Source organism: Streptomyces sp. NPDC047971 (assembly GCF_040653355.1).
Taxonomy (GTDB): Bacteria; Actinomycetota; Actinomycetes; order Streptomycetales; family Streptomycetaceae; genus Streptomyces.
Genome location: NZ_JBEZNW010000028.1, coordinates 72,281 through 98,738, shown reverse-complemented (window position 1 = coordinate 98,738; position 26,458 = coordinate 72,281). Strand labels below are relative to the sequence as shown.

Here is a 26,458-nt window from a genome sequence, read left to right as displayed (position 1 = left end):
CTCCCTATCTGCGGAGAACCCAATGGTGATGGTGCGCCCCCCTAAGCTGGTCAACATCGTCGCCTGACCAGGCCCTGCCCGTCGCCGCCGGTCACGGCGGCGACGGCGGCATAGGGGGCATCCCCTAAGGGCAGGTTGAGGGTTCCGATGGAACCCTCGGCCTGCCCGTTCCGTTTACCGTGGAAGAACGACAACCGAGGGAACTCGACCCACGCCGGAGGGGCGGACATGGAAGCCGCGATTGTGATCATGGCGCTGCTCTTCTTCGCCTTCGTGGCGCTGGGGGTCTACGCGACCGTGAAGGTGGTCAAGGCCGCCAAGCGCGGCGTCGACCGGACCATCAACCAGGCCCGGCGGACGGTCGAGGACACGACCCTGCGCGCCAAGAGCTATGGGCAGGGCGGGGTCGCCGGTGAGCTGGCCCAGCTGCGGCTCTCCCTGCGCACCTCGATGCGCGCGACCCAGGACGCCCTCCAGGCGGGCGTCGCCGAGGACGCCTCGCTGAGGGAGTCCCTCGACCTCTTCCGCCGGCTGAGCGCCCACGGCCAGGAGCTGGACGAGGATCTCAAGCGGCTGGAGCGGGAGCCGGACCGCGCGCGGGTGGCGGGGCAGCTCACCGACCTGCGGACGCGGACCGAGCAGATCACGCAGTCCGCCGACTCGCTCCGCTGGGCGGCCAGGGACCGGGCGCGGAAGTTCGCGGAGGACGACCTGTCCTCGCTGAGCCAGCAGATCGACATGGAGGCGGGCGCGCTGCGGCACTGGTCGGAGCCCGCCGCGCAGGACCCCGCGGCGGACGACTTCTCGTGGCCCGACGCCGGAGCCGCCGCGCCGGGCGCCGAGCGGGGGCAGGTGTGGCCCGCCGAGGCGGAGGCGGCCGGGCCGCGCCCGGAGGCGCAGGCCGCCGGTGGGCAGGCCCAGGGGCAGCAGGAGCCGCCGCCGGCGATCACGGCGCGCGATCCGCGCCTTGCCGCCTACCCGTGGGAGAAGTCGGCACGGCCCGAGACCACCAACTGACGCCGTCGGCCTTCCCGGCGGGTCCGGAGGGCCCGCGCCGGTCGTTCGAAGGCGATCCGGATGATCGGCGAGCGGGGCCCGGGCTGCCATGCGGGCGCCCCTGCGGGTAACCTCCCGCTCATGTCCCGGCATGTCGCGATCGTCACCGATTCCACGGCCTACCTGCCACCCCAGGCGATGGAGCGGCACAGCATCACCGCGGTCCCGCTCACCGTCGTCATCGGTGACCAGGCCCTTGAGGAGGGGACCGAGGTCTCGGCCCGCTCACTGGCACAGGCGCTCCAGAAGCGCCGGCCGGTGACCACCTCACGACCCGGCCCCGAGGTCTTCGCGGAGACCTACCGCGCCGCCGCCGAGGCAGGCGCGCGGGGCGTCGTCTCGCTCCATCTCTCCGGCGAGTTCTCCGGTACGTACGACGCCGCCGTGCTCGCGGCCAAGGACGCCCCCGTCCCGGTCCGCGTGGTCGACACGCGGATGGTGGGGATGGCGCTCGGCTTCTGCGCGCTCGCCGCGGCCGAGGCCGTGGACGCCGGCGGCTCCCTGGACGAGGCGGTCGCCGCAGCGGAGAAGCGGGCGGCCGGAACCTCCGCCTTCTTCTACGTCGACACCCTCGACTACCTCCGCAGGGGCGGGCGGATCGGTGCCGCGCAGGCGCTGCTCGGCTCGGCGCTCGCGGTGAAGCCGCTGCTCCAGCTCGACGGGGGGAGGATCGAGCTGCGGGAGAAGGTGCGGACGGCGTCGAAGGCCATCGCCCGACTCGAGGAGATCGCCGTGGAGAGGGCGGGCTCCGGCGCTGTGGACATCGCGGTGCACCATCTCTCCGCGCCCGAGCGGGCCGCCGTCCTCGCCGACCGGCTGCGGGAACGGGTGCCGGGCATCGCCGAGTTGCAGGTCAGCGAAGTGGGCGCGGTGATCGGAGCGCACACAGGACCCGGGCTGCTCGCCGTCGTCGTCTCGCCCCGCTGAACCAGGCGTTCCCTCGTGTGAGTGACGGGTTTTTCCCCAACTGAGCGCTCATCCACGGAAATCGAGGCGTCTCGGCGGGTTCGGACAGATGTGCCTACCGTCCTGTCCATGGCTCTTCACACGGACATCGCGGCAGACGACAGCACACCCACGGACGAGGCGGCAGAGCGGGCGACGACGTCGTCGGCCACGCCCTCGGCGAGGCGGGCGGGCCCTTCCAGCGGCCCCGGCCGCGGGCCGGGTTCGGACGGCCGGACCCGTGTCGGCGGGCGGGGTTCGCCTCGCGGGAGACACGCGATCGCGGCGAAACGCGCCGCCGTACGACGACGAGGAGAGGCGCTCTTCCCCTCGGCCGCCGCGCCCGCCGAACCGGTGCCGCCTTCGGGACCGGTAGCGCCTGCCGATTCGGTACCGCGGGCCGAACCGGTACCGCGTTCGGGACCGGTACCGCGGGCCGAACCGGTGCCGGCCGTGGGGCGGGGCGTGTCGGAGGCCGTGGCGGCGCCCGGGGTGGGGGAGACGGAAGCGGCGCCCGGGAGGCGGGAGCGGCTGAGGCTCGCGCTCAGCGATCGGCTGCCGGTATGGGTGCGGTCCAGATGCGGCCTCGAACCGAGGACACTGGCCGCGCTGGCCGTGGTCCTGGTCGTGGCCGCGGGCCTCGCCGGACGCTCCTTCTGGGCGGGGCGGCCGGAGGTCGTCAAGGCGCCGGAGGTCGTGCGCGCGGCGCCGCCGGAGAGCGTGGCGTCCGCGACGGAGCCGACGGAGCCGGCGGCCGGGACGCCGCCACCACCGGATGTGGTGGTCGACGTGAGCGGCAAGGTGCGACGCCCGGGCGTGCTGACCCTGCCCGGTGGATCGAGGGTCGCGGACGCGCTGCGGGCTGCCGGAGGGGTCAGGCCGGGCACGGACGTCACCGGACTCAACCGGGCCCGGATTCTCCTCGATGGGGAACAGGTCGTGGTCGGCCTGCCGGCGGTGCCGAACAATCCGGGTTCAGGTTCGGGGGCGGGTGGGGTCTCGGGCGCGGGTGGCGGGGGTCCGGCGGGTGTCCGGGCGGGGCCGCTGAGCCTGAACTCGGCCACCGTGGAGCAGCTGGACACCCTGCCCGGGGTCGGGCCCGTGCTCGCCCGGCACATCGTCGACCACCGCTTGGAGCGCGGTGGGTTCCGGTCGGTCGCCGAGCTGCGCGAGGTCACCGGGATCGGTGAGCGCCGGTTCGCCGAACTCGCTCCGCTGGTGCGGCCATGACCGACGACCCCGCACCGCGCGGAGCGGGCGAGGAGGGCCCGGCGGATCTGCGGCTCGTGCCACCGGCGCTGGCGGCCTGGGGAGCGGCCGCTCTGGCGGTGGGCGCCACCGGATGGTGGGTGGTCCTGGGCGTGCTCCTCTGCCTGGCGGGGGCGGCGATGCTGCCGGTGCTGTCTCCGGGGCGGCCCGGTGGGCGGCTGAGGGCCGCGGCGGTCGCGGCGGTGCTGCTCTGCGCGGCCGCCGGCGGCGCCTCGGGCGGGCTTCACTCGGCGGACCTGAGACGTGGGCCGTTGCCGGGCCTCGCCGGGGAGTACGCCCGGGTGGGCGCGGAGGTGACGGTCACCTCCGATCCGCGACTGACCAGGCCCCGGATCCGGGGCGATAGGACGGCGCCGGTCTCCGTCGTCCTGAGCGGGGAGGTGAACCGGGTCGAGGCGCCCGGAGAGGCGGTCCACCGCGTCAGGACACCGATCCTGGTGATCGTGCCCGCGGGCGACGCGCAGCGGGAGTGGCTGCGGCTGCTGCCGTCGACGGGGCTGCGTCTGACGGGGCGGCTCGCGCCCCCGGCGCGGCCGGGGGACCGGTTCGCGGCGGTGCTGCGGGTCGACGGGGCCGGACCGCCGCGGATCACGGGGGCTCCGAGCGCTGCGCAGCGTACGGCCGGGAAGCTGCGGGCGGGGCTGCGGCGTGCGACGGAAGACCTCGAACCGGACGCCCGGGCGCTGTTGCCGGGACTGGTCGTCGGAGACACGTCGCGCATCGAACCGGAGCTGAGCGACGCCTTCGAGGCGACCGATCTCACGCACCTGCTGGCGGTGTCCGGTTCCAACCTCACGGTCGTGCTCCTGCTTCTCGTCGGTCGGCCGAGTGCCGCGATGCGGGCCGAGCGCGGGGGACTCGCGCCTCGGCTGGGCATCCCGCTGCGGTCCACCGCGCTGATCGGCGGAGGGCTCACCCTCGCCTTCGTCATCGTCTGCCGGCCCGACCCGAGCGTGCTGCGGGCCGCGGCCTGCGGACTGGTCGCCCTGCTCGCCATCGGTACCGGGCGCCGCAGATCGCTGATCCCGGCGCTCGCGGCGGCGGTGCTGCTGCTCGTCCTGTACGACCCATGGCTGGCGCGGAGCTACGGCTTCCTGCTCTCGGTCCTGGCCACCGGGGCTCTGCTCACCATCGCACCGCGCTGGAGCGAGGCGCTGCGGCGGCGCGGGGTGCCGGACCGGCTCGCCGAGGCACTGGCCGCGGCCCTGGCGGCGCAGGCGGTCTGCGCGCCTGTCGTGGCGGTCTTCGCGGCACGGGTGAGCCTCGTCGCGATTCCGAGCAACCTGCTGGCGGAGCCGGCCGTCGCCCCGGCCACGGTCCTCGGGTTCGCCGCGCTGGCCCTCGCGCCGGTCTGGCCGGCGGCGGCGGAGATGGTCGCCGGGATCGCGGCCTGGCCCGCTGGGTGGATCGCGGGGGTGGCCCGTACGGGAGCGGCGCTGCCGGGTGCCGAGACGGACTGGCCGGGCGGCTGGTGGGGCGGGCTGATGCTGGCCGGTCTCTTCGGCGTGGTGGTGCTGGGGGCGGCGAGGCTGCCCCATCGGCGGCGGTTGGCGGTGGGTCTGGCCGCAGTGCTGCTCCTCGCGGTGGTGAGGCCGCCGCCGTTGACCCGGGTGGTCACCGGATGGCCGCCGCCGGGCTGGGTGTTCGCGATGTGCCAGGTGGGGCAGGGTGACGCGACCGTGCTCGCGGCGGGCGGGGACGCGGCCGTGGTCGTGGACGCCGGGCCCGATCCGGCGCTGGTGGACCGCTGCCTCCACGACCTCGGCGTCCGCAGGGTCCCGCTGGTGCTGCTGACGCACTTCCACGCGGATCATGTCGCCGGACTTCCCGGGGTGTTGCGCGGGCGGTCGGTGGGGGCGATCCAGACGACGGGGCTCGAAGAGCCGCGCGGGCAGGCGGCGTTCGTGCGGCGGACCTCGGAGGCGGCCGGGGTGCCGATGGTCCGCGCCGGGGTCGGGGAGCGTCGGCGTCTGGGCTCGCTGGAGTGGCAGGTGCTGTGGCCGCGCGGGGCTCCGGGGCTGGTGGCGCCGGAGACCACCGGCCCGAACGACGCGAGCGTCACCCTGCTGGTGCGGACGGCGGGCGGGCTGAGCGTGTTGCTTCTGGGCGACCTCGAACCTCCCGCCCAGCGGGGCCTGTTGCGGGCCTACCCCGGGCTGTCGCCGGTGGACGTCCTCAAGGTCGCCCACCACGGGTCCGCGCATCAGGATCCCGGGCTGATACGCGCGGTCCGGCCGAGGCTGGCGCTGGTGTCGACCGGAAGCGGGAACCCGTACGGGCACCCCTCGCCCCGGACGGTGGAGGCGCTGCGGGACGGCGGAGCGGAGGTGCTCCGGACGGACCGCGACGGAGCGATCGCGGTGACCGGGTCGGGCCGGGACCTGGTGGCCGTACCGACCGGGAGCAGCTTGTAAAGGATCCTTGTAAAGAAGTCTTTCTAAAGATAGCTTTACATCATGCGGGAGGAACCGATGACGCAAGGCAGTGACGGTGACGAACAGCCCAGGAGCGTCAGCCTCACGGACCCCCGCGCCCTGCGGGCCTACGCCCACCCGACCCGGCTGACGCTGGTCGGCCTGCTGCGGCGAAGCGGTCCCTTCACCGCCACCCGGGCCGCCGAGCTCACCGGGGAGTCCGTCGCCAGCTGCTCGTACCACCTGCGGATACTCGCGAAGTACGGGCTGGTGGAGGAGGCGCCCGGCGGACGGGGGCGGGAGAAGCCCTGGCGGGCCACGGCCCGGTACACCGACTGGCCGGGGGACAGTGAGGACGCCACGGTCGCGGCGGCGGCGGACGCGCTGAGCAGCGCGGTGGCGGAGCGCTACTTCGAGCGGGTCCTGCGTGCGATGGAGGACCGGCACAGGCTGCCGCGGAAGTGGCGGGAGGCCGAGATGTTCGGCGACTCCCTGCTCTACCTCACGCCGGACGAGCTGGCCGCCTTCGGCCGGCGGATCGAGGAGCTGCTGCGGCCGTACGAGGGCCGGGAGTCGGACCCGTCGCTGCGGCCCGAGGAGGCGAGGCCCGTCAGCGTGCTGCGCATCGCCTACCTGGACCGTGAGATTCCCGAAGAGATCCCCGAGCTTCTCGACAGTGACAGTGAGGAATGACGGATGAGAGTGGCGGAACGCATACCCGCGCTCCTGCGTGAGCGGCCCTTCCGGCGCTACTGGACCGGACAGACCGTCTCGCTCGTCGGGGACCAGATCTCCCTCATCGCGATCCCGCTGGCAGCCGTGCTCGTGCTGGGCGCCGACGCCGCGGAGATGGGCTGGCTCAAGACCGCCGAACTGCTGCCCGCGCTGCTGCTCAACCTTCCGCTGGGGGCCTGGGCCGACCGGCAGGCCCGGCGTCGGCGCGCCATGATCGCCGCCGACCTCGGGCGGGCGGCCCTGCTGCTGACCCTCCCCGCCGCGTACCTGCTCGACATGCTCACCCTGGGCCAGCTCTACGCGGTCGCGTTCGGAGTGGGCGCCCTCTCGGTGCTCTTCGAGGCATGCAACGTGACACTGCTCGTGGCGCTGGTCCCCACCGAGCGCTACGTCCAGGCGAACTCGCTGGTCAACGGCAGCCGTTCGATGTCCTGGCTGGCGGGCCCGGGAGCGGGCGGGCTGCTCGTGCAGTTCCTCACCGCGCCGTTCGCCCTGCTCGCCGACGCCCTCACCTACCTGGTGTCGGCCGGCTACCTGGCCCGGATCAAGCCCGTGGAACCGCCGCCCTCACCGGTCACCAAGGGACACTTCACCGAGGGCCTGCGCTGGGTCCTCCGCACGGGGTCCATGCGGGCGCTGTTCGCGGCGTCCGGGACGATCCAGTTCTTCAACTACATGTTCCACACCCTGTTCGTGCTCTACGCCACGACCGAACTCGGCCTGAGCGCGGGCGTGCTCGGAGCCGTCCTCGGCGCGGGCGCCGTCGGCGGGCTGATCGGGGCCGCGGCCGCCGGCGCGGTCGTACGCCGCTTCGGCGTCGGCCCGTCCATCGTCTTCGGCTTCCTCGGCTTCACCGTGCCCCTGCTGCTGATACCGCTCGCGGAGGGCCCGACACCCCTGGTCCTCGGCCTGCTGTTCACGGCCGAGTTCGTCTCGTGCGCGGCGGTCATGATCGTCGACATCGCGGCGGGGTCCTTCCAGATGGCGCTCATACCCGACGCCGTCCGGGCCCGGGTGATGGGCGCCTTCCGCACGCTCAACCACGGGTTCCGCCCGGTCGGCGCGCTGGTCGGGGGCCTGCTCGGCGCGGCCGTCGGGCTGCGGCCGACCCTGTGGGTCGCCACCGCCGGAGCCGTACTCGCCGTGCTGTGGCTGCTGCCCTCGCCGCTGCCGCGGATGCGCGAACTGCCCGCGCCGGCGGAGGAGCCGGTACCCGCGGCCTGAACCGGGCGGGGAGGTGGGCGTCGGTCAGACCAGCCACGTGCCGTCGCGCATCAGCTCCCGCTCGGCCAGTTCGTTCACCTCGCGCCAGGACTTCACCGACCTCGGGGTGATCCGGAGATAGACCCATTCGGGCCGGTCGCGGGGATCCCAGGCCAGCTTGGCCGCGAAGGCGTCGGCGGAGGACGTCGGCAGCTCGGAGCCTTCCACCTTCTCGGCCGTTCCCTCGATCAGCACCACGTCACGGGTGTGGCCGAGGCTGAGGCGGACCTCGCCGCTCGGGGTGAGGTTGCGTGCGGTGGGGTTGTTGCGCCTCGTGCAGAGCAGCAGGGTTCCCTCGTCGGCCCGGCCGTCCGGGGCGTCACCGGTGTCCCAGACGAACGAGAGCGGCACCAGGCAGGGTTCGCCGTGGGCGGACGCGGTCGCGGCCCAGAGGTCCTCGTCCCGCCGCAGCAGGGTGAGGACGTGCTGCTTGCGCTCGGTGCGGGGTCGTGCCGGTTCAAGATCGCTCATGGGTCGCACGGTAGCGACGCGGACCGGGGCGGCGCCTCGGGCAACGGGCCTAGGACCAGAGGCTCATGGGCGGTCGGACGGAAGCCCGGCACACTCTCGGCATGAGCACTGACACCCGACCGGTCCCGGACGAGATCATCGACGCCTACCTGCGCCGCATCGGAGCCACGCGACCGGAACGCCCCGATGGGGCCGCCCTGCGCGATCTCCATCTACGGCATCTGAGAACGGTGCCCTTCGAGAACCTGTCGATCCACCTCGGCGAGGACATCGTCCTGGAGGAGAAGGCGCTGCTCGACAAGGTGGTCGGCGCCCGCAGGGGCGGGTTCTGCTACGAGATCAACGCCACCTTCGCCGTCCTCCTGCGAGAACTCGGCTACGCCGTCACTCTTCTCCAGGGCCGCGGCTTCGGCCCGGGCGGCCGACTGGGCATCCCGTACGACCACATGGCCGTACGGGTGGAGGCGGACGGAGAACGGTGGCTCGCGGACGTCGGGTTCGGCGATCACAGCCACTTCCCGCTCGCGCTGGACGAGCGGGGCGATCAGACGGATCCGGGCGGTACGTTCCGCGTCGTCGAGACCGAGGAAGGGGATCTGGACGTGCTGAGGGACGGCAGGGCGCACTGCCGACTGGAGACGCGGCCGCGCGTGCTCGGCGACTTCACGGCCGGAGCCTGGTACCACCGCACCTCTCCGGACTCGCACTTCACCCGCTCCCTCGTCTGCTCCCGGCTCACCGAGGAGGGCAGGGTCACCCTCAGCGGACTGAAGCTGGTCACGCACGCGCACGGTGAGCGGACCGAGAGGATGCTCGGCGGCGAGGACGAGGTGCGGACGGTGTACCGCGAGCTGTTCGGGATCGAGCTCAGCGAGCTGCCCGTGCCTCCTGCGCGGCCGGCCCGCGCTCAGTGAGCTGCCCGTGCCTCCTGCGCGGCCTCCCCGAGCCGCGGGCGCCCCGGGGGAGTGACCCCGCTCACGGGGCCTCCAGCCAGCCCTCGTACTCGGCGGCCAGCTCGTCCAGGGCCGCCGAGTCCAGCAGGCCCCGCGGGTCCTCGACGACCACCAGCCACTGCGCGTCCTCGGCGTCGTCCTCGCCCGCCAGCGCGTCCCGGACGAGCTGGGGCTCCTCTGCGACGCCGAAGCGCGCGGGCAGTTCTTCGGCGACCTCCTCGGCGGAGTCGCGGTCGGGCAGTACCAGTACGTGTCGTTCGCTCACCCCGCCATTCTCGGGCATCGCTGTCAGTGGCCCGTGGGATGCTGGGGAGCGATGGCCACCAGGAAGAATTCGACCGACGACGTCCTCGCCCCCGTCACGCTCGCCGTGGGCCAGGAGGACCTGCTCCTCGACCGCGCCGTCCAGGAGGTGGTGGCGGCCGCCCGGGCCGCCGACGCCGACACGGACGTACGGGACCTCACCTCCGATCAGCTCCAGCCCGGGACGCTGGCGGAGCTGACGAGCCCCTCGCTCTTCGCCGAGCGCAAGGTGCTGGTCGTGCGGAACGCGCAGGATCTGTCCGCGGACACGATCAAGGACGTCAAGGCGTACCTCGACGCGCCCTTCGAGGAGATCACGCTCGTGCTGCTCCACGCGGGCGGCGCCAAGGGCAAGGGGCTCCTGGACGCGGCGCGAAAGGCGGGCGCGCGGGAGGTGGCCTGTCCGAAGACGACGAAGCCGGCGGAGCGGCTGACGTTCGTCCGGCAGGAGTTCCGGGCGCTGGGGCGTTCGGCGACGCCCGAGGCGTGCCAGGCGCTGGTCGACTCGATCGGCAGCGATCTGCGGGAGCTGGCGTCGGCGGTGTCGCAGCTGACGGCGGACGTCGAGGGGACGATCGACGAGGCGGTCGTCGGGCGGTACTACACGGGCCGGGCGGAGGCGTCGTCGTTCAACGTCGCGGACCGCGCGGTGGAGGGGCGGGCGGCGGAGGCCCTGGAGGCGCTGCGCTGGTCGCTCTCGACCGGAGTGCCGCCGGTCCTGATCACCAGCGCGCTGGCGCAGGGCGTCCGGGCGATCGGCAAGCTGTCGTCCGCGCGGGGCGGCCGGCCCGCCGATCTCGCGCGGGAGCTGGGGATGCCGCCGTGGAAGATCGACCGCGTGCGGCAGCAGATGCGGGGCTGGACGCCGGACGGCGTCTCGCTGGCGCTGCGGGCGGTGGCGGAGGCCGACGCGGGCGTGAAGGGCGGGGGAGACGACCCCGAGTACGCGCTGGAGAAGGCGGTCGTCACGGTCGCGCGAGCGGCCAGGCTGCGGCGGTAGGCGGTAGGCAGTAGGCAGAGGCCCGCCGCCTGGGCCCGCGAGCACGACGAAGGCCCCGCGTTCTCCTGGGGAAGGAGGGCGCGGGGCCTTCGCCGTACGTCTGGTGGGCTCGTACACGCGTGGCGAACGCGTGTCGCGTACGAGTCCGGGGTGCCGGTTGGGAGCGGGAGAGAGGGCCCGCTGGGTCCCGTCCGGCGTTACATCAGAGCTCAGCCCTGCAGAGCGGCAACCTTGGTGGCCAGCGCCGACTTCTTGTTGGCGGCGGCGTTCTTGTGGATGACACCCTTCGAGACAGCCTTGTCGAGCGCGCGGGAGGCGGCGCGAGAAGCCACGACGGCCTTCTCGACGTCACCCGCGGCGACGGCCTCGCGGGCCTTGCGGATCGCGGTCTTGAGCGAGGACTTGACGGCCTTGTTGCGCAGGCGCGCCTTCTCGTTCGTCTTGTTCCGCTTGATCTGGGACTTGATGTTCGCCACGAAAAGAGCCTTTTCAGGTTCGATGTTGTTTCTGAGGTGTGCCTCTTCGCTGAGAGGGCGTACGAGACACAGCTGTCAACGGTATCAGGGCCGGCAACGTCTGCCCAAACCGAGCGGAGCCGCTCACTCGTGGGACGATGGAGCCTACATATCCAACCGACCATCGCCCCGAGACGAGACCTTGCGTGCCCGCGACTCCTACCAACGTGCCTGAGCCGAGCCGTACCGACCCGGCGTTGATCCGTAATTTCTGCATCATCGCGCACATCGACCATGGCAAGTCCACGCTCGCCGACCGGATGCTCCAGCTGACCGGGGTGGTCGACCAGCGGCAGATGCGCGCCCAGTACCTCGACCGGATGGACATCGAGCGCGAGCGCGGCATCACGATCAAGTCCCAGGCGGTCCGTCTCCCCTGGGCGCCCACGGAGGGTTCGGGTCAGGGCAAGACCCACATCCTCAACATGATCGACACCCCCGGGCACGTCGACTTCACCTACGAGGTCTCGCGGTCCCTCGCGGCCTGCGAGGGCACGGTCCTCCTCGTCGACGCGGCCCAGGGCATCGAGGCGCAGACCCTCGCGAACCTGTACCTCGCGATGGAGAACGACCTCACGATCGTTCCCGTGCTGAACAAGATCGACCTGCCCGCCGCGCAGCCGGAGAAGTTCTCCGAGGAGCTCGCCAACCTCATCGGCTGCCAGCCCGAGGACGTGCTCAAGGTCTCTGCCAAGACGGGTCTCGGCGTCGAGGCGCTGCTCGACCGGGTCGTCGAGAACGTGCCGGCGCCGGTCGGTGTCGCCGACGCCCCCGCCCGCGCGATGATCTTCGACTCCGTCTACGACTCCTACCGCGGTGTCGTGACGTACGTACGTGTCGTCGACGGCCAGCTCAACAAGCGCGAGCGCATCAAGATGATGTCGACCGGCGCCACCCACGAGCTGCTGGAGATCGGCACGAACTCGCCGGAGATGCTGGCGGCCGACGGCCTCGGCGTCGGCGAGGTCGGTTACCTGATCACCGGTGTGAAGGACGTCCGGCAGTCCAAGGTCGGTGACACGATCACCAGCCTGACCAAGGGCGCCACCGAGCCCCTCGGCGGGTACAAGGACCCCAAGCCGATGGTCTTCTCCGGCCTGTACCCGCTCGACGGCTCTGACTACCCCGAGCTGCGCGACGCGCTCGACAAGCTGCAGCTCAACGACGCGGCCCTGGTCTACGAGCCGGAGACCTCCGCGGCCCTGGGCTTCGGCTTCCGCGTCGGCTTCCTCGGCCTGCTGCACCTGGACGTGATCCGGGAGCGGCTGGAGCGGGAGTTCGGCCTCGACCTGATCGCCACCGCCCCCAACGTGGTCTACCGCGTGGTCATGGAGGACGGCAGCGAGCACACGGTCACCAACCCGAGCGAGTTCCCCGAAGGCAAGATCAACGACGTCTTCGAGCCCGTCGTGCGGGCCACGATCCTGGCCCCCAGCGAGTTCATCGGCTCGATCATGGAGCTCTGTCAGACCCGTCGCGGCACGCTGCTCGGCATGGACTACCTCTCCGAGGACCGGGTGGAGATCCGCTACACCCTCCCCCTCGCCGAGATCGTCTTCGACTTCTTCGACCAGCTGAAGTCCAAGACGCGCGGCTACGCCTCCCTCGACTACGAGCCCACCGGCGAGCAGGCGTCCAGCCTGGTGAAGGTCGACATCCTGCTGCACGGCGACAAGGTGGACGCCTTCTCGGCGATCACCCACAAGGACGCCGCGTACGCCTACGGCGTCCGGCTCGTCGCCAAGCTGCGCGAGCTCATCCCCCGGCAGGCCTTCGAGGTTCCCATCCAGGCCGCGATCGGCTCCCGGGTGATCGCCCGAGAGACCATCCGCGCCATCCGCAAGGACGTCCTCGCCAAGTGCTACGGCGGCGACATCTCCCGTAAGCGGAAGCTGCTGGAGAAGCAGAAGGAAGGCAAGAAGCGGATGAAGATGGTCGGCTCCGTGGAGGTTCCGCAGGAGGCCTTCATCGCCGTACTGTCGAGCGACGACTCCGCGGGTGGCAAGGCCAAGAAGTGACCGTCGGCAATCGGCCAATTAGCTGACAGGTACACCGAACGGGCTCACGTGCGGACAGCGCGTGAGCCCGTTCGTTATGAACCGGGTATGAAGAGGCGGCCCGCAGCCTCTTACGCGCCGGACCCCGGCGCCTTACTCTGATCGCGGCTCGTAGGTTACTCGCCAGTTAGCACGCAGGAACGCACCGCCAGAACGCACCGCCGCCGCCCGGAGGACGTCGTGAGCGACACACAGACCCTGATCGAGAACCGGCCGCCCTCCGTGGCGACCCTCTTCCTTGAGCGCGTCGCGCGGACTCCGGACGCGGAGGCCTACCGCTACCCGGTCCCGTCGACTTCCGGCCAGGGCCCGGACGAGTGGAAGTCGCTCAGCTGGGAACAGGCCTCCGAGCGCGTCTACGCCATCGCGGCCGGACTGGTCGACCTGGGCGTCCAGGCGGAGGAGCGGGTCGCGCTGGCCTCCTCCACCCGGGTGGAGTGGATCCTCGCCGACCTCGGTGTGATGTGCGCGGGTGCCGCGGTGACCACCGTCTACCCGCAGACCAACTCCGAGGAGTCGGCCTTCATCCTGTCCGACTCCGGTTCCGTGGTGCTGATCGCGGAGGACGCGGCCCAGGTCGCCAAGGCCGTCGAGCGCCGCGCCGAGCTGCCGAACCTCCACCACGTCGTGGTCATCGACCCCACCGGCGTCGAGACCGACGACTGGGTCGTGAGCCTCGCCGACCTGGAGAAGCGCGGCAAGGCGTACCTGGAGAAGCACACCGAGGCCGTCAAGGAGCGGGTGGCCGCGATCACCGCGGACCAGCTCGCCACCCTCATCTACACCTCGGGCACCACCGGCCGCCCCAAGGGCGTCCGCCTCCCGCACGACAACTGGTCGTACATGGCCAAGGCCATCGCGGCGACCGGACTGGTCACCAAGGACGACGTCCAGTACCTCTGGCTGCCGCTCGCGCACGTCTTCGGCAAGGTGCTGACCTCCGGCCAGATCGAGGTCGGACACGTCACGGCCGTCGACGGCCGCGTCGACAAGATCATCGAGAACCTGCCGGTCGTCCAGCCGACCTACATGGCCGCCGTGCCGCGCATCTTCGAGAAGGTCTACAACGGCGTCGCCGCCAAGGCCCGGGCAGGCGGCGGTGCCAAGTACAAGATCTTCCAGTGGGCGGCCGGCGTGGCCCGCGAGTACGCCAAGGTCACCCAGGACAACTTCCGTCGCACCGGCACCGCCACCGCCCCCTTCGGGCTCACGGCCAAGCACAAGGTGGCCGACGCGCTCGTCTACTCCAAGCTCCGCGACGCCTTCGGCGGCCGGCTGCGCGCCGCCGTCTCCGGCTCCGCCGCCCTCGCGCCCGAGATCGGCTACTTCTTCGCCGGTGCCGGCATCCACATCCTGGAGGGCTACGGCCTGACGGAGACCAGCGCGGCCTCCTTCGTCAACCCGGGCGAGGCCTACCGCACGGGCACCGTCGGCAAGCCGGTCCCCGGCTGCGAGGTCCGCATCGCCGACGACGGCGAGATCCTGCTGCGCGGCCCGGGCGTCATGGAGGGCTACCACGGCCTGCCCGAGAAGACGGCGGAGGTCCTGGAGTCCGACGGCTGGTTCCACACCGGGGACATCGGCGAGCTGTCGGCCGACGGCTACCTGCGGATCACCGACCGCAAGAAGGACCTGATCAAGACGTCCGGCGGCAAGTACATCGCCCCGGCCGAGGTCGAGGGCCAGTTCAAGGCCGTCTGCCCGTTCGTCTCCAACATCCTGGTGCACGGTGCCGACCGGAACTACTGCACGGCGTTGATCGCCCTCGACGAGCCCACCATCGTCGGCTGGGCCGCCGAGAACGGCCTCGGCGGCAAGACGTACGCCGAGATCGTCGCCGCCCCGCAGACCCAGCAGCTGATCCAGGGCTACGTCGACCGCCTCAACGAGGGGCTCCAGCGCTGGCAGACGATCAAGAAGTTCCGTCTGCTGCCGCGCGACCTCGACATCGAGCACGGCGAGCTGACGCCGTCGCTGAAGCTGAAGCGGCCTGTGGTCGAGCGCACGTACAAGGGCCTCATCGAGGACATGTACGCGGGGTCGCGGGAGGCCTGACCGGCCTGAACGGGACGTGAGGCCGGTCCGCGTCGGTCGGCCGGCCCCGTCCCGCGAGCGGCCCGGCCGCCGTGCGCGGCCGGGTTGTCCACAGGCCGGGAGGGCAGCCCCGGGCAGTACGGGACAATGGGCTCATGCCTTCCGTACTGCCCGATGGTGAGCCCATGCCCGAGGACGGGGCGCTGCCCGCCCACGCCCTGGAAGGGGCCGTGGACCGTCCTCTCGGGTTCTATCTGCACGTGCCGTACTGCGCCACGCGGTGCGGCTACTGCGACTTCAACACGTACACCGCCGGCGAGCTGCGCGGTGCCGGTGGTGTGCTCGCCTCCCGGGACAACTACGCCGAGCAGGTGGTGGAGGAGATACGCCTCGCCCGCAAGGTGCTCGGCGACGACCCTCGGCCGGTCCGGACGGTCTTCGTGGGCGGGGGCACGCCGACGCTGCTCGCCGCCGGGGATCTCGTGCGGATGCTGGCGGCGATCCGGGACGAGTTCGGGCTCGCGGACGACGCCGAAATCACGACCGAGGCGAACCCCGAGTCCGTGGATCCGGCCTATCTGGCCGAGCTGCGGGCCGGGGGCTTCAACCGGATCTCGTTCGGCATGCAGAGCGCCCGGCAGCACGTCCTGAAGGTCCTGGACCGCACACACACGCCCGGGCGGCCCGAGGCATGCGTCGCGGAGGCGCGGGCGGCGGGCTTCGAGCACGTCAACCTCGACCTGATCTACGGCACGCCCGGGGAGTCCGACGACGACTGGCGGGCGTCCCTGGAGGCGGCGATCGGCGCCGGGCCCGACCACGTCAGCGCGTACGCGCTGATCGTCGAGGAGGGGACGCAGCTGGCGCGGCGGATCCGGCGCGGCGAGGTGCCGATGACGGACGACGACGTGCACGCGGACCGCTATCTGATCGCGGACTCCGTCTTCGCGGAGGCCGGCTTCGCGTGGTACGAGGTGTCGAACTGGGCCACCTCGGAGGCCGGGCGATGCCTGCACAACGAGCTGTACTGGCGTGGCGCCGACTGGTGGGGTGCGGGCCCGGGAGCGCACTCGCACGTCGGGGGCGTCCGGTGGTGGAACGTGAAGCACCCCGGCGCGTACGCGGCCGCGCTGACCTCCGGGAGATCCCCCGGTGCGGGCCGCGAGGTCCTCTCCGCCGAGGACCGGCGCGTGGAGCGGGTGCTTCTTGAGCTTCGGCTCCGTGAGGGCGTGGAGCTGGAGCTCCTGCGCCCCGCCGGACTGGCCGCGGCCCGCAAGGCGCTGGCGGACGGACTGCTGGCGCCGGAGCCGTTCGAGGCGGGACGGGCGGTCCTCACGCTGCGGGGACGGCTGCTCGCCGACGCGGTGGTTCGCGACCTGGTGGACTAGGCGCCGCGCCCGTGGAGGCGCCGCGCCCGTGGAGATGCCGCGCCCGTGGAGGCGCCGCCGTGCAGGGTGTAGCCCTGGGGTAGGGCGCGCACCCCGCGGGTCGGAGGGCGCCCACCCCGGAAGGGCGAGCACCCGCGGGTCCGAGGAGCGCACGGCACCCTCGGGTCCGAGCGCACGGCACCCGCGGGTCCGAGGAAGGGGCGGGCGTCCCCACTCCGGTGGGGGGAGCGGTCTACGGCGCCGTCACGAAACTCCGGTGGGGGAGCGGTCTACGGCGCCGTCACGAAGTCGATCAGCTCTTCCACCCGCCCCAGCAGGGACGGTTCCAGGTCCTTGTAGGAGTGGACCCTCGACAGGATGTGCTGCCAGGCCGCGCCCGTGTTGTCCGGCCAGCCCAGCGCCCGGCAGACACCCGTCTTCCAGTCCTGGCCCCGGGGGATCACCGGCCATGCCGGGATGCCCACCGACGACGGCTTCACCGCCTCCCAGACGTCGATGTACGGATGGCCGACGATCAGGACGTCGGGGGACGAGACCTGGGCCGCGATCCGGGACTCCTTCGAGCCCGGCACCAGGTGGTCGACCAGGATGCCCAGCCGCGCGTCCGCCGCCGGGGCGAACTCCGCGACGATGGCCGGGAGGTCGTCGATTCCCTCCAGGTACTCCACCACCACGCCCTCGATGCGCAGGTCGTCGCCCCAGACCCGTTCCACCAGCTCGGCGTCGTGGCGGCCCTCCACGTAGATCCGGCCCGCCCGTGCCACCCGTGCCCGCGCCCCCGGGACCGCGATCGATCCCGAGGCCGTGCGGCTCTGGCGCGCCGGAGCGGCCGAAGGGCGGGTCAGCGTCACCACCTTGCCCTCCAGCAGGAAGCCCCTCGGTGCCAGCGGGAACACACGGTGCTTGCCGAAGCGGTCCTCCAGGGTCACCGTGCCCGCCTCGCAGCGGATCACCGCCCCGCAGAAGCCCGTCGAGACCTCCTCGACGACGAGGTCCACCTCCGCCGGCACCTCGGGCACGGGCGCGGATCGCTTCCAAGGGGGCGTCAGGTCCGGGTTGTAGCTGCGCATTTGGGCGACGTTATGCGACGGAGAAGCGTCGTGCCAGCTCATCGCGCTGGCGCCGTACGAACGCCGCGTCCACCACGGCCCCGTGTCCCGGCACGTACACCGCGGCCTCCCCGCCCACCCGCAGCAGCCGGTCCAGCGCGTCCGGCCAGCGCGACGGGAGCGCGTCGGGGCCCGCCTGCGGCTCGCCCGACTCCTCCACCAGGTCACCGCAGAAGACGACCTCCGGCGTGCCGGTCACGAAGAGCGCCAGATCGTGCGCCGAGTGGCCCGGCCCCACGTTCGCGAGCAGCACCTGGCGGCCGCCGAGGTCCAGCGTCCACTCCCCGGAGACCTCGTGGTGCGGCGCCACCAGCACGTCCGCCGCGGCCTCCGCCTCCCGCGCGTCCACGCCCTGCCGCTCGGCGTCCACGCGCAGCGCGTCCCCCTCCCGTCGCATCAGCTCGCGCAGCCCCACCGCTCCGTACACCTCGGCCCCGGCGAAGACGGCGGTGCCCAGCACATGATCGAAGTGCGGGTGGCTCAGTGCGATGTGCGTCACTCTCCGGCCACCCGTCAGAGCCTCCACCTGAGCCCTCAGCTCGGCCCCCTCCTTGAGCGTGGAGCCCGTGTCGTACAGCAGAACGGCGCGCTCCCCGAGTACCAGTCCGACCGTGGCGTCCCAGCCCGGGAGCCGCCGTCTGCCGACGCCGTCGCCGAGTCGTTCCCAGCCGTGCTCTTCCCAATCGACATCCATACGGCGACGCTATCCGCTACGACCCGGCGACCCAGCCTCCTTGCCAGGAACGATGCCCGCCGCCGTACACTGGCCGGGGGATTCCTGGCACTCGGACAGGGCGAGTGCCAAAAGGGGAGCAAACCGATACGACAGCTGGAGGTGTGCGCGATGCTCAGCGAACGCAGACTCGAGGTGCTGCGCGCCATCGTCCAGGACTACGTCGGGACGGAGGAGCCGGTCGGCTCCAAGGCGCTCACGGAGCGCCACAAGCTCGGCGTCTCGCCCGCCACCGTGCGCAACGACATGGCCGTGCTGGAGGACGAGGGCTACATCGCCCAGCCCCACACCAGCGCCGGACGCATCCCGACCGACAAGGGCTACCGGCTGTTCGTGGACCGGCTGGCGGGCGTGAAGCCGCTGTCGACGCCCGAGCGGCGCGCCATCCACAACTTCCTCGACGGCGCGGTCGACCTCGACGACGTCGTCGGGCGCACGGTCCGGCTGCTCGCGCAGCTGACCCGGCAGGTCGCCGTCGTGCAGTACCCGTCGCTGACCCGTTCGACGGTCCGGCACGTGGAGCTGCTCTCGCTCGCCCCCGCCCGCCTGATGCTCGTGCTGATCACGGACACGGGCCGGGTCGAGCAGCGGATGATCGACTGCCCCGCGCCGTTCGGCGAGACCTCGCTCGCGGACCTGCGGGCCCGGCTCAACAGCCGGGTCGTCGGCCGCCGTTTCGCGGACGTGCCGCAGTTGGTGCAGGATCTACCGGAGTCGTTCGAGGAGACGGAGGACCGCGGCACGGTGTCGACGGTGCTCGCGACCCTTCTCGAAACCCTGGTGGAGGAGCACGAGGAGCGGCTGATGATCGGCGGCACCGCCAATCTCACCCGCTTCGGCCATGACTTCCCCCTCACGATCCGGCCTGTGCTCGAGGCGCTGGAGGAGCAGGTCGTGCTCCTCAAGCTGCTCGGCGAGGCCAAGGACTCGGGCATGACCGTACGGATCGGGCACGAGAACGCCCACGAGGGGCTGACCTCCACGTCCGTCGTCGCGGTCGGCTACGGTTCGGGCGACGAGGCAGTCGCCAAACTCGGCGTGGTCGGACCGACCCGCATGGACTACCCCGGAACGATGGGAGCGGTACGCGCAGTGGCACGTTACGTCGGACAGATCCTGGCGGAGTCGTAAGTGGCCACGGACTACTACGCCGTACTCGGCGTACGCCGCGACGCGTCCCAGGACGAGATCAAGAAGGCATTCCGGCGGCTCGCGCGCGAGCTGCACCCGGATGTGAATCCCGATCCGAAGACGCAGGAGCGCTTCAAGGAGATCAACGCCGCCTACGAGGTGTTGTCGGACCCGCAGAAGAAGCAGGTCTACGACCTCGGTGGCGACCCGCTGTCCGCGTCCGGCGGCGGCGGTGGGGCCGGCGGCTTCGGCCAGGGCGGCTTCGGGAACTTCTCGGACATCATGGACGCGTTCTTCGGCACGGCGTCGCAGCGCGGGCCGCGCTCGCGCACGCGCCGCGGCCAGGACGCCATGATCCGGCTGGAGATCGACCTCAACGAGGCCACCTTCGGCACCACCAAGGACATCCAGGTCGACACGGCCGTCGTCTGTACGACGTGCTCGGGTGAGGGCGCCGCGCCCGGCACCTCCGCGCAGACCTGTGACATGTGTCGCGGTCGAGGCGAGGTCTCGCAGGTGACCCGGTCCTTCCTGGGCCAGGTCATGACCTCCCGCCCCTGCCCCCAGTGCCAGGGCTTCGGCACCGTCGTCCCGACCCCGTGCCCCGAGTGCGCGGGCGACGGGCGGGTCCGCTCGCGCCGCACGCTGACCGTGAAGATCCCGGCCGGTGTCGACAACGGCACGCGCATCCAGCTCGCGGGCGAGGGAGAGGTCGGCCCGGGCGGCGGTCCGGCCGGTGACCTGTACGTCGAGATCCACGAGATCCCGCACGAGGTCTTCCAGCGCCGGGGCGACGACCTGCACTGCACGGTCACCATCCCGATGACGGCGGCCGCGCTCGGCACCAAGGTGCCGCTGCAGACGCTCGACGGTCTGGAGGAGGTCGACATCCGCCCGGGCACGCAGTCCGGCCAGTCGATCCCGCTGCACGGGCGTGGCATCACGCACCTGCGCGGTGGCGGCCGCGGCGACCTGATCGTGCACGTCGAGGTGCTGACGCCGTCGAAGCTCGACCCGGAGCAGGAGCGCCTGCTGCGCGAGCTGGCGAAGCTGCGCGGCGAGGAGCGGCCGACCGGCCAGTTCCAGCCCGGGCAGCAGGGCCTGTTCTCGCGGCTGAAGGACGCGTTCAACGGCCGGTAGGGCGAGCGTTGTGCCTGGAAGGGCGGCATCCGCGGGGAGCGGGTGTCGCCCTTCCGTATGACACGATGCCCCCATGTCCACCGCACTGAACGATCTCTCCCGGTATCCGATCGTGCAGGCCCCCATGGCGGGTGGCGCCTCCAGTCCGCAGCTCGTCGGAGCCGTGTGCGAGGCCGGCGGGCTCGGGTTCCTCGCCGGGGGGTACAAGACCGCCGGCGGGCTGTACCAGGAGATCAAGCAGGTGCGCGGGCTCACCGGGCAGCCCTTCGGCGTCAACCTCTTCATGCCGCAGAGCGGGCAGCCCGCGGACGCGGCCGCCGTCGAGGTCTACCGCCACCAGCTCTCGGGCGAGGCCACCTGGTACGAGACGCCGCTCGGGGACCCGGACAGCGGGCGGGACGACGCGTACGACGCGAAGCTCGCCTTCCTCCTGGAGGACCCGGTCCCCGTCGTCTCGTTCACCTTCGGCTGCCCCCGGCGCGACACCTTCGACGCCTTCGCCCGCGCCGGCACCTACACGATCGTCACGGTGACCTCGCCCGAGGAGGCCCAGGCCGCTCAGTGGGCCGGGGCCGACGCGGTCTGCGTCCAGGGCGTCGAGGCGGGCGGGCACCAGGGCACCCACCGTGACGACCCGGACGCCTCCGTCGGGGGAACCGGGCTGCTCACCCTCGTCACACAGGTCCGCGAGACCGTCCAGCTCCCGATCGTCGCGGCCGGCGGGATCATGCGCGGCGCGCAGATCGCGGCCGTCCTCGCCGCCGGGGCGGACGCGGCCCAGCTCGGCACCGCGTTCCTCGTGTGCCCCGAGTCGGGCGCGCACGCCCTGCACAAGCAGGCCATGACGAACCCCCTCTTCGCCCGCACCGAGCTCACCCGCGCCTTCTCCGGGCGGCCGGCGCGCGGGCTCGTCAACCGCTTCATGCGGGAACACGGGCCGTACGCCCCCGCCGCCTACCCCGAGGTCCACCACCTCACCGCCCCGCTGCGCAAGGCCGCCGCCACCGCGGGCGACGCCCAGGGCATGGCCCTGTGGGCCGGCCAGGGGCACCGGCTGGCCCGCGAACTCCCGGCCGGGCAACTGGTCGAGGTGCTGGCCGCCGAACTCGACACCGCACTGACCGCGCAGGCCCACAGGAGCGCTTCATGACCGCACCCGTCTTCGTCGTCGAGGCCGTCCCCGGTCCCGGCTCCTTCCTCCTCGACGGCCCCGAGGGCCGTCACGCCGTCTCCGTGAAGCGGATGCGCGCGGGGGAGGAGCTCGTCCTGACCGACGGGCGGGGCGCGTCCGCCGCGTGTGTCGTGCTCGCCGCCGAAGGCAAGGACCAGCTGACCGTCCAGGTGTCGGCGACGGAGGCCGAACCGGAGCCCGCGCCGCGGATCACCGTCGTCCAGGCGCTGCCCAAGGGCGACCGGGGTGAACTGGCCGTCGAGATCATGACGGAGACGGGCGTCGACGCGATCGTGCCGTGGGCCGCGTCCCGCTGCATCACCCAGTGGAAGGGCGAGCGCGGGCTGAAGGCCCTCGCCAAGTGGCGGGCGACCGCGCGCGAGGCCGGCAAGCAGTCGCGCCGTACCCGCTTCCCCGAGGTCGCCGACGCCATGACCACCAAGCAGGTGGCGGCGCTCCTCGCCGACGCCGACTTCGCCGCGGTGCTGCACGAGGACCGGGACCACCCCAGCGGCGCGCTCGCGGACGCCCCGCTCCCGGCCGAGGGCGAGATCGTGCTGATCGTCGGCCCCGAAGGAGGCGTCTCGCCCGAGGAGCTGACGGTCTTCGAGGCGGCCGGCGCGAAGCCGTACCGGCTGGGCCGCAGCGTGCTCCGAACCTCCACGGCCGGTACGGCGGCCACGGCGCTCCTCCTCGGCCGCACCGGCCGCTGGAGCTAGCCCGTCGCGCCGATCAGGCCGGGCCCGCGCCCGATCGACGGGAATCCCCCTGGTCCGTCCCGTTCTCCCGCGTCACCAGCGCGTCGAAGAGCGGCCAGCCGTCGATCTCGCGCCCGCCGGGGACGGTGGGGAGCAGACCGCGTGCCGTGGCCTCCTCCACGAATCGGCGCACCACTCCGGGCTTGTTGAGGTTGAGGTAGCCGTCTCCGGTGTCCGCGATCTGGCCCCGGCCCATCGTCCCGCCCTGCGTCACCCGGCCCGGGCCCTCCTGGAACACCAGCCGCAGGTGGTCGTGCGGGGTGTCGGCGCGGCGCAGCGTCAGCAGTTCCCGGCACGGCGGATGCCGATGGCCGACCGTCCAGACCCAGACCGTGTCGTCCACCACCAGCCGGCGCGGTGCGCGGTGTCGTCGCATCGGCCCACCCTAGTCCGGGGGCACGGTCGTCTCGGAAGCCGATGGTTCGGGAACCCGGTGGACGAGGGCGCCGGGTTCCTCCATAGGCTGACCCGCATGGCCGACGAGTCCCCCCTGATCCGTAGTCTGCGCGCCGCGGTCGCCGCCGCGCCCGAAGACGTGCCCCTGCGGCTCCACTTCGCCGAACTGCTCCTCGCCGAGGGCCGCGGGGACGAGGCCGTCGCCGAGGCGGCCGTCGCGCTCCAGCACGCGCCGGGTGACGCGGCGGCACGTGCGCTGATGGTCCGCGCGATGGGGCTGCCCGCCGCCGCCCCCGGGGTCCCGCAGGCCCCCACCGCGCCGGCCTCCGAAGCCCCTTCGGCCTCCGCAGGCCCCGAGGCCCCGGCGGCCCCCGAGACCCCCGAGCGCCCCGCCACGTCCTCCGCCTTCGACTGGGACAAGGCCGAGCAGGAGGTCGGAGACCTCGTCGGGCCCCGTTTCGTCGAGAGCGGTACCGGCGGTGATCTGGAGCAGCCGCTGACCGCCGACGGCAGTGGCGACCCGGGCGACGCCTCCGCCTGGGACGTCGACGCCCCCGGCGCCGTGCGCCTCGCCGACGTCGGCGGGATGCGGGAGGTCAAGGACCGCCTGGAGTCCGCCTTCCTCGCCCCCATGCGCAACCCCGAACTCCGCAAGCTGTACGGCAAGTCGCTCCGCGGCGGCCTGCTGCTCTACGGCCCGCCCGGGTGCGGCAAGACGTTCATCGCGCGCGCCGTCGCCGGCGAACTCGGCGCGAGCTTCATCTCGGTCTCGCTCTCGGACATCCTCGACATGTACATCGGGTCGTCCGAGCGGAACGTCCACGACATCTTCGAGACCGCCCGCGCCCAGGCGCCCTGCGTCGTCTTCCTCGACGAGCTCGACGCCCTCGGCGCCAAGCGCTCCCGTACGCACCACAGCGGACTGCGCAACGTCGTCAACCAGCTCCTCACCGAGCTCGACGGCATCGACGGGGCCGAGAACGAAGGCGTCTTCGTGCTCGCCGCCACCAACGTCCCCTGGGACGTGGACCTCGCGCTGCGCCGCCCCGGCCGCCTCGACCGCACCCTGCTCGTGCTGCCGCCCGACGCGCCCGCCCGCGAGGCGATCCTCCGCTACCACCTGCGCGACCGCCCCATCGAATCGGTCGACCTGGGCAAACTCCTCAAGGTCACCGAGGACTTCTCCGGCGCCGACCTCGCCCATCTCTGCGAGACGGCCGCCGAGTCCGCGCTCCTCGACTCCGCCCGCACCGGCAACGTGCGCCTGATCAACATGAAGGACCTGATGGGCGCGGCGAAGCAGATCAAGCCGTCCAGCGAGTCCTGGTTCGCCTCCGCCCGCAACGTGGCGATGTTCGCCAACGACGGCGGGATGTACGACGACCTCGTCGCCTACCTCAAGAAGAAGCGGAAGCTGTGAGCGTGAAGCACCCGCAGTTCGAACAGGCCGAACTGCTCTACTCCATGGGCCGGTTCCGCGAGAGCCGGGAGCGGGTCGCCCGATGCATCGCCGAGGCCCCCGACGACCACCACGCCCTGGTGCTGCTCGCGCGCTGCCTCAACGCCGAGCAGCGGCAAGACGAGGGCCTCGCCGCGGCCGACGCGGCGCTCACCCACGCACCCGACTTCGCCTTCGGTCACTACATACGCGGCGTCGCGCTCCGCGGGCTGGGGAGGCCCCACGACTCCGAGGAGGCGATGCGGGAGAGCATCCGTCTCGACCCGGACTACTGGGCGCCGCATGCCGTGCGCGCCGAGCTGATGCCCTTCGTACGGGACCGTTTCCCGGGAGGCGACCCGGCGGCGGTCGCCGAGGGGCTCGCGGAGGCGCAGGAGGCCGTCCGGCTGGCGCCGGAGGAGACCCGGGCGTGGGAGGCGCTGTACAAGCTCGCCCTCTTCAACCGCCGCCCCGACCTCGCCGACGAGGCCGTCCGCCAGCTCCTGCGGATCGACCCCACCAACACCCTCGCCGTGACGATGGCCACCGAGGACAAGGCCGCCGAGCCGGGCACCACCGCCGCGCAGGCCGCCGACCTGTACGCCGACGGCCTCGCCGCCGCCCCCGACGCCAACTGGCTGCGCAGGGACCTCGACAAGGCCGTCTACCGGATGCTGCGCGGCACCCGCTGGCTCGCCCTGCTCTGTCTGGTGATGGCGGGCGTCACCCTCGACGTCTTCCCCTCCGACGAGCCGAAGGAGCTCCCGGCCCCTCTCGGCACCCGGCTCTGGGCGCTCGCGCTGATGGCGGCCGTCTGGGGCTTCGGCGCCCTGCGCCGCTATCTGCGGCTGCGCACCGGCGCGCGGCTGACCGTGCGCGACCTCGTACGGCGGCTGTTCTGGCCCCGCGTCGTCCTCGGGCAGGCCGCCCTCGCCACGCTCTGCGCCCTGGCGATCGTGCTCGTGCCGTGGGACGACCGCACCGTCCCCCAGATCCTGTTCTGGCTGGGACTCGTACCGAACCTGCTGAGCATCACCCATGACCGGGACAAGGTCTGATGAGCCCCACCCTGGACCGGGCCGACGCGCTCTTCGACGTCGGCCGGTACGAGCAGGCGGCCGCCCTCGCCGCCCAGCATCTGGCGACCGACCCGCAGGACGCCGCCGCCCTGGTCCTGCTGGCCCGCTGCCGGCACCGCCTCGGCCACGAGCAGGAGGCGTTCGACGCCGTCGAAGAGGCCCTGCGCCACGAACCCGACTCGCTGCCGGCCTGGTTGATGCGGACGCACATCCTGCTCGCGCTGAAGAGGTACGAGGAGGCGGAGCAGGCCGCCCGGCACGCCGTCGGGCTCGCCCCGCAGTACTGGGGAGGCCACTACGCCCTCGGCACCGTCCTCGACCGGTCCGTCCGCACCGCGCGCCGCCGTGAGGCGTACGAGGCGGCCCGGACCGCCGTCGCCCTGGCTCCCGAGCAGAGCGACGCGCACTTCCTCGTCGGCCTCACCGCCCAGCGTGCGGGCAACCACGACATCGCCAGGCAGGCGTACGAGACGGCCCTGCGGCTCGACCCGCAGAGCAGCGAGGCCCACAACAACCTCTCCCTGCTGCATCTGCGCCGCCGCTGGCGGAAGCCCGGCTCATGGACGAAGGCCGCCGAGGGCTTCGTCGAGTCCGCCGCCCTCGACATGAACGACCGGCAGGCCCGCTACAACCTGGAGACCATGGCCTGGGGCACCGCCGCGGGAGCCCGCTGGGTGGCCCTGCTCGGCTTCGTCGCGGCCGCCATCGGCTCGGCGTCGCTGCGGACCGGCTCGTCGGGCGCCGAGGGCTTCGTCCCGTACGCGATCGGCGCGATCGTCCTCGTCGGCGGCTGGGCCGGCTGGGCGGTGTGGATCACCCGGCGCGTACCGCCGCGGCTGCGCCGCCCGCTGCTCCTCGTGGCACGCAACTGCCGTCCTGTGCTGGCCATGGCGCTCGCCGTGGGACTCCTCGGGCTGCACTCGGTGGTCTCGATGGCGCTGTGGACGCTGGACGCCGCCGTGGTCGGCGCGCTCGGCTATCCGCTGTTCTGGATCGTGATCATCACCTACTGGGTGAGCCGCTCCGCCCTGCAGCGCCGCGCCCCCAAGGCCGAGCGCGGCCGGTGACACGGCCGATACGATGCCCGGGTGACTGATCAC

24 protein-coding genes are annotated in these 26,458 nt (G+C 72.5%); 18 read left to right on the top strand and 6 right to left on the bottom strand.

Going from position 1 to position 26,458, the window contains the following annotated elements; all coding sequences use genetic code 11:
• Positions 1-228: 228 nt before the first annotated feature.
• The 6 genes from AB0D99_RS24785 to AB0D99_RS24760 all read left to right on the top strand — a co-directional run bounded on the left by AB0D99_RS24785 (position 229) and on the right by AB0D99_RS24760 (position 7,643).
• Entirely contained in the window at positions 229-1,017 is a 789-nt protein-coding gene (locus AB0D99_RS24785) for a hypothetical protein (RefSeq protein WP_362366195.1), read from the top strand.
• Between the two features lie 120 nt (positions 1,018-1,137).
• Positions 1,138-1,983 (top strand): DegV family protein, encoded by an 846-nt coding sequence (locus tag AB0D99_RS24780; RefSeq protein ID WP_362366193.1) that lies wholly within the window; start codon positions 1,138-1,140, stop codon positions 1,981-1,983.
• Positions 1,984-2,466: 483 nt separating this feature from the next.
• On the top strand, positions 2,467-3,231 hold the full coding sequence (locus AB0D99_RS24775) for a ComEA family DNA-binding protein (protein ID WP_362366190.1): 765 nt from the start codon (positions 2,467-2,469) through the stop codon (positions 3,229-3,231).
• The gene (locus AB0D99_RS24770) at positions 3,228-5,684 is read left to right on the top strand and encodes a ComEC/Rec2 family competence protein (RefSeq protein WP_362366187.1); all 2,457 of its coding nucleotides are present in this window, start codon (positions 3,228-3,230) and stop codon (positions 5,682-5,684) included. Before AB0D99_RS24775 ends, AB0D99_RS24770 begins: the two co-directional genes overlap by 4 nt.
• A gap of 57 nt (positions 5,685-5,741) precedes the next feature.
• Positions 5,742-6,377 carry a helix-turn-helix domain-containing protein gene (locus AB0D99_RS24765; protein WP_362366184.1) on the top strand — a complete coding sequence of 212 codons (636 nt, stop codon included), beginning with the start codon at positions 5,742-5,744 and terminating at the stop codon, positions 6,375-6,377.
• A 3-nt stretch (positions 6,378-6,380) separates the two neighbouring features.
• A complete protein-coding gene (locus tag AB0D99_RS24760) occupies positions 6,381-7,643 on the top strand; it encodes an MFS transporter (RefSeq protein WP_362366181.1) in 1,263 nt (420 codons plus the stop codon).
• A 24-nt stretch (positions 7,644-7,667) separates the two neighbouring features.
• Here AB0D99_RS24760 and AB0D99_RS24755 read toward each other — a convergent pair whose 3' ends face one another.
• Complete coding sequence (locus AB0D99_RS24755) at positions 7,668-8,153, bottom strand: pyridoxamine 5'-phosphate oxidase family protein (protein WP_362366178.1); 486 nt, start codon at positions 8,151-8,153, stop codon at positions 7,668-7,670.
• Positions 8,154-8,254: 101 nt separating this feature from the next.
• Here AB0D99_RS24755 and AB0D99_RS24750 point away from each other — a divergent pair, with 101 nt between their 5' ends.
• Positions 8,255-9,067 (top strand): arylamine N-acetyltransferase, encoded by an 813-nt coding sequence (locus tag AB0D99_RS24750; protein WP_362366174.1) that lies wholly within the window; start codon positions 8,255-8,257, stop codon positions 9,065-9,067.
• A 61-nt stretch (positions 9,068-9,128) separates the two neighbouring features.
• Here the strand turns inward: AB0D99_RS24750 and AB0D99_RS24745 are convergent, their stop codons facing one another.
• Positions 9,129-9,371, bottom strand: coding sequence for a hypothetical protein (locus AB0D99_RS24745; protein WP_362366171.1), 243 nt, complete (start codon positions 9,369-9,371; stop codon positions 9,129-9,131).
• A 51-nt stretch (positions 9,372-9,422) separates the two neighbouring features.
• On the opposite strand from AB0D99_RS24745, the gene holA reads away from it, so the two are divergent.
• Positions 9,423-10,409, top strand: coding sequence for a DNA polymerase III subunit delta (gene holA / locus AB0D99_RS24740; protein ID WP_362366168.1), 987 nt, complete (start codon positions 9,423-9,425; stop codon positions 10,407-10,409).
• Positions 10,410-10,618: 209 nt separating this feature from the next.
• Here holA and rpsT read toward each other — a convergent pair whose 3' ends face one another.
• The gene (gene rpsT / locus AB0D99_RS24735; RefSeq protein WP_137989361.1) at positions 10,619-10,885 is read right to left on the bottom strand and encodes a 30S ribosomal protein S20; all 267 of its coding nucleotides are present in this window, start codon (positions 10,883-10,885) and stop codon (positions 10,619-10,621) included.
• Between the two features lie 185 nt (positions 10,886-11,070).
• On the opposite strand from rpsT, the gene lepA reads away from it, so the two are divergent.
• The 3 genes from lepA (at position 11,071) to hemW (ending at position 16,403) form a co-directional block, all read left to right on the top strand.
• Positions 11,071-12,942, top strand: coding sequence for a translation elongation factor 4 (lepA, locus tag AB0D99_RS24730; protein ID WP_362366164.1), 1,872 nt, complete (start codon positions 11,071-11,073; stop codon positions 12,940-12,942).
• A 219-nt stretch (positions 12,943-13,161) separates the two neighbouring features.
• Positions 13,162-15,036 carry an AMP-dependent synthetase/ligase gene (locus AB0D99_RS24725; RefSeq protein ID WP_362366161.1) on the top strand — a complete coding sequence of 625 codons (1,875 nt, stop codon included), beginning with the start codon at positions 13,162-13,164 and terminating at the stop codon, positions 15,034-15,036.
• 134 nt (positions 15,037-15,170) lie between these two features.
• Positions 15,171-16,403 carry a radical SAM family heme chaperone HemW gene (hemW, locus tag AB0D99_RS24720; RefSeq protein ID WP_362366158.1) on the top strand — a complete coding sequence of 411 codons (1,233 nt, stop codon included), beginning with the start codon at positions 15,171-15,173 and terminating at the stop codon, positions 16,401-16,403.
• 269 nt (positions 16,404-16,672) lie between these two features.
• On the opposite strand, the gene AB0D99_RS24715 is transcribed toward hemW, so the two are convergent.
• Together AB0D99_RS24715 and AB0D99_RS24710 are read right to left on the bottom strand one after the other, a co-directional pair.
• Positions 16,673-17,473: a DUF3097 domain-containing protein gene (locus AB0D99_RS24715; protein ID WP_362366155.1), complete on the bottom strand. Its 801-nt coding sequence runs from the start codon at positions 17,471-17,473 to the stop codon at positions 16,673-16,675.
• 10 nt (positions 17,474-17,483) lie between these two features.
• Positions 17,484-18,206 carry an MBL fold metallo-hydrolase gene (locus tag AB0D99_RS24710; RefSeq protein ID WP_362366152.1) on the bottom strand — a complete coding sequence of 241 codons (723 nt, stop codon included), beginning with the start codon at positions 18,204-18,206 and terminating at the stop codon, positions 17,484-17,486.
• Positions 18,207-18,356: 150 nt separating this feature from the next.
• Here AB0D99_RS24710 and hrcA point away from each other — a divergent pair, with 150 nt between their 5' ends.
• From hrcA to AB0D99_RS24690, 4 genes are all read left to right on the top strand, one after another.
• On the top strand, positions 18,357-19,376 hold the full coding sequence (hrcA, locus tag AB0D99_RS24705) for a heat-inducible transcriptional repressor HrcA (protein ID WP_137989367.1): 1,020 nt from the start codon (positions 18,357-18,359) through the stop codon (positions 19,374-19,376).
• Positions 19,377-20,516: a molecular chaperone DnaJ gene (gene dnaJ, locus AB0D99_RS24700; protein ID WP_362366147.1), complete on the top strand. Its 1,140-nt coding sequence runs from the start codon at positions 19,377-19,379 to the stop codon at positions 20,514-20,516.
• A gap of 73 nt (positions 20,517-20,589) precedes the next feature.
• Complete coding sequence (locus AB0D99_RS24695; protein WP_362366144.1) at positions 20,590-21,666, top strand: nitronate monooxygenase; 1,077 nt, start codon at positions 20,590-20,592, stop codon at positions 21,664-21,666.
• Positions 21,663-22,406, top strand: coding sequence for a 16S rRNA (uracil(1498)-N(3))-methyltransferase (locus AB0D99_RS24690; protein WP_362366141.1), 744 nt, complete (start codon positions 21,663-21,665; stop codon positions 22,404-22,406). The genes AB0D99_RS24695 and AB0D99_RS24690 overlap by 4 nt, the downstream gene beginning before the upstream one ends.
• A 13-nt stretch (positions 22,407-22,419) precedes the next feature.
• Here AB0D99_RS24690 and AB0D99_RS24685 read toward each other — a convergent pair whose 3' ends face one another.
• Entirely contained in the window at positions 22,420-22,821 is a 402-nt protein-coding gene (locus AB0D99_RS24685; RefSeq protein ID WP_362366138.1) for a hypothetical protein, read from the bottom strand.
• Positions 22,822-22,917: 96 nt separating this feature from the next.
• Between AB0D99_RS24685 and AB0D99_RS24680 the strand changes: the two genes are divergently transcribed.
• The 3 genes from AB0D99_RS24680 to AB0D99_RS24670 are packed head-to-tail and all read left to right on the top strand — an operon-like array spanning position 22,918 to position 26,425.
• A complete protein-coding gene (locus AB0D99_RS24680) occupies positions 22,918-24,261 on the top strand; it encodes an AAA family ATPase (RefSeq protein WP_362366135.1) in 1,344 nt (447 codons plus the stop codon).
• A complete protein-coding gene (locus tag AB0D99_RS24675; protein WP_362366132.1) occupies positions 24,258-25,337 on the top strand; it encodes a tetratricopeptide repeat protein in 1,080 nt (359 codons plus the stop codon). The genes AB0D99_RS24680 and AB0D99_RS24675 overlap by 4 nt, the downstream gene beginning before the upstream one ends.
• Entirely contained in the window at positions 25,337-26,425 is a 1,089-nt protein-coding gene (locus AB0D99_RS24670) for a tetratricopeptide repeat protein (protein WP_362366129.1), read from the top strand. Before AB0D99_RS24675 ends, AB0D99_RS24670 begins: the two co-directional genes overlap by 1 nt.
• Positions 26,426-26,458: the final 33 nt, after the last annotated feature.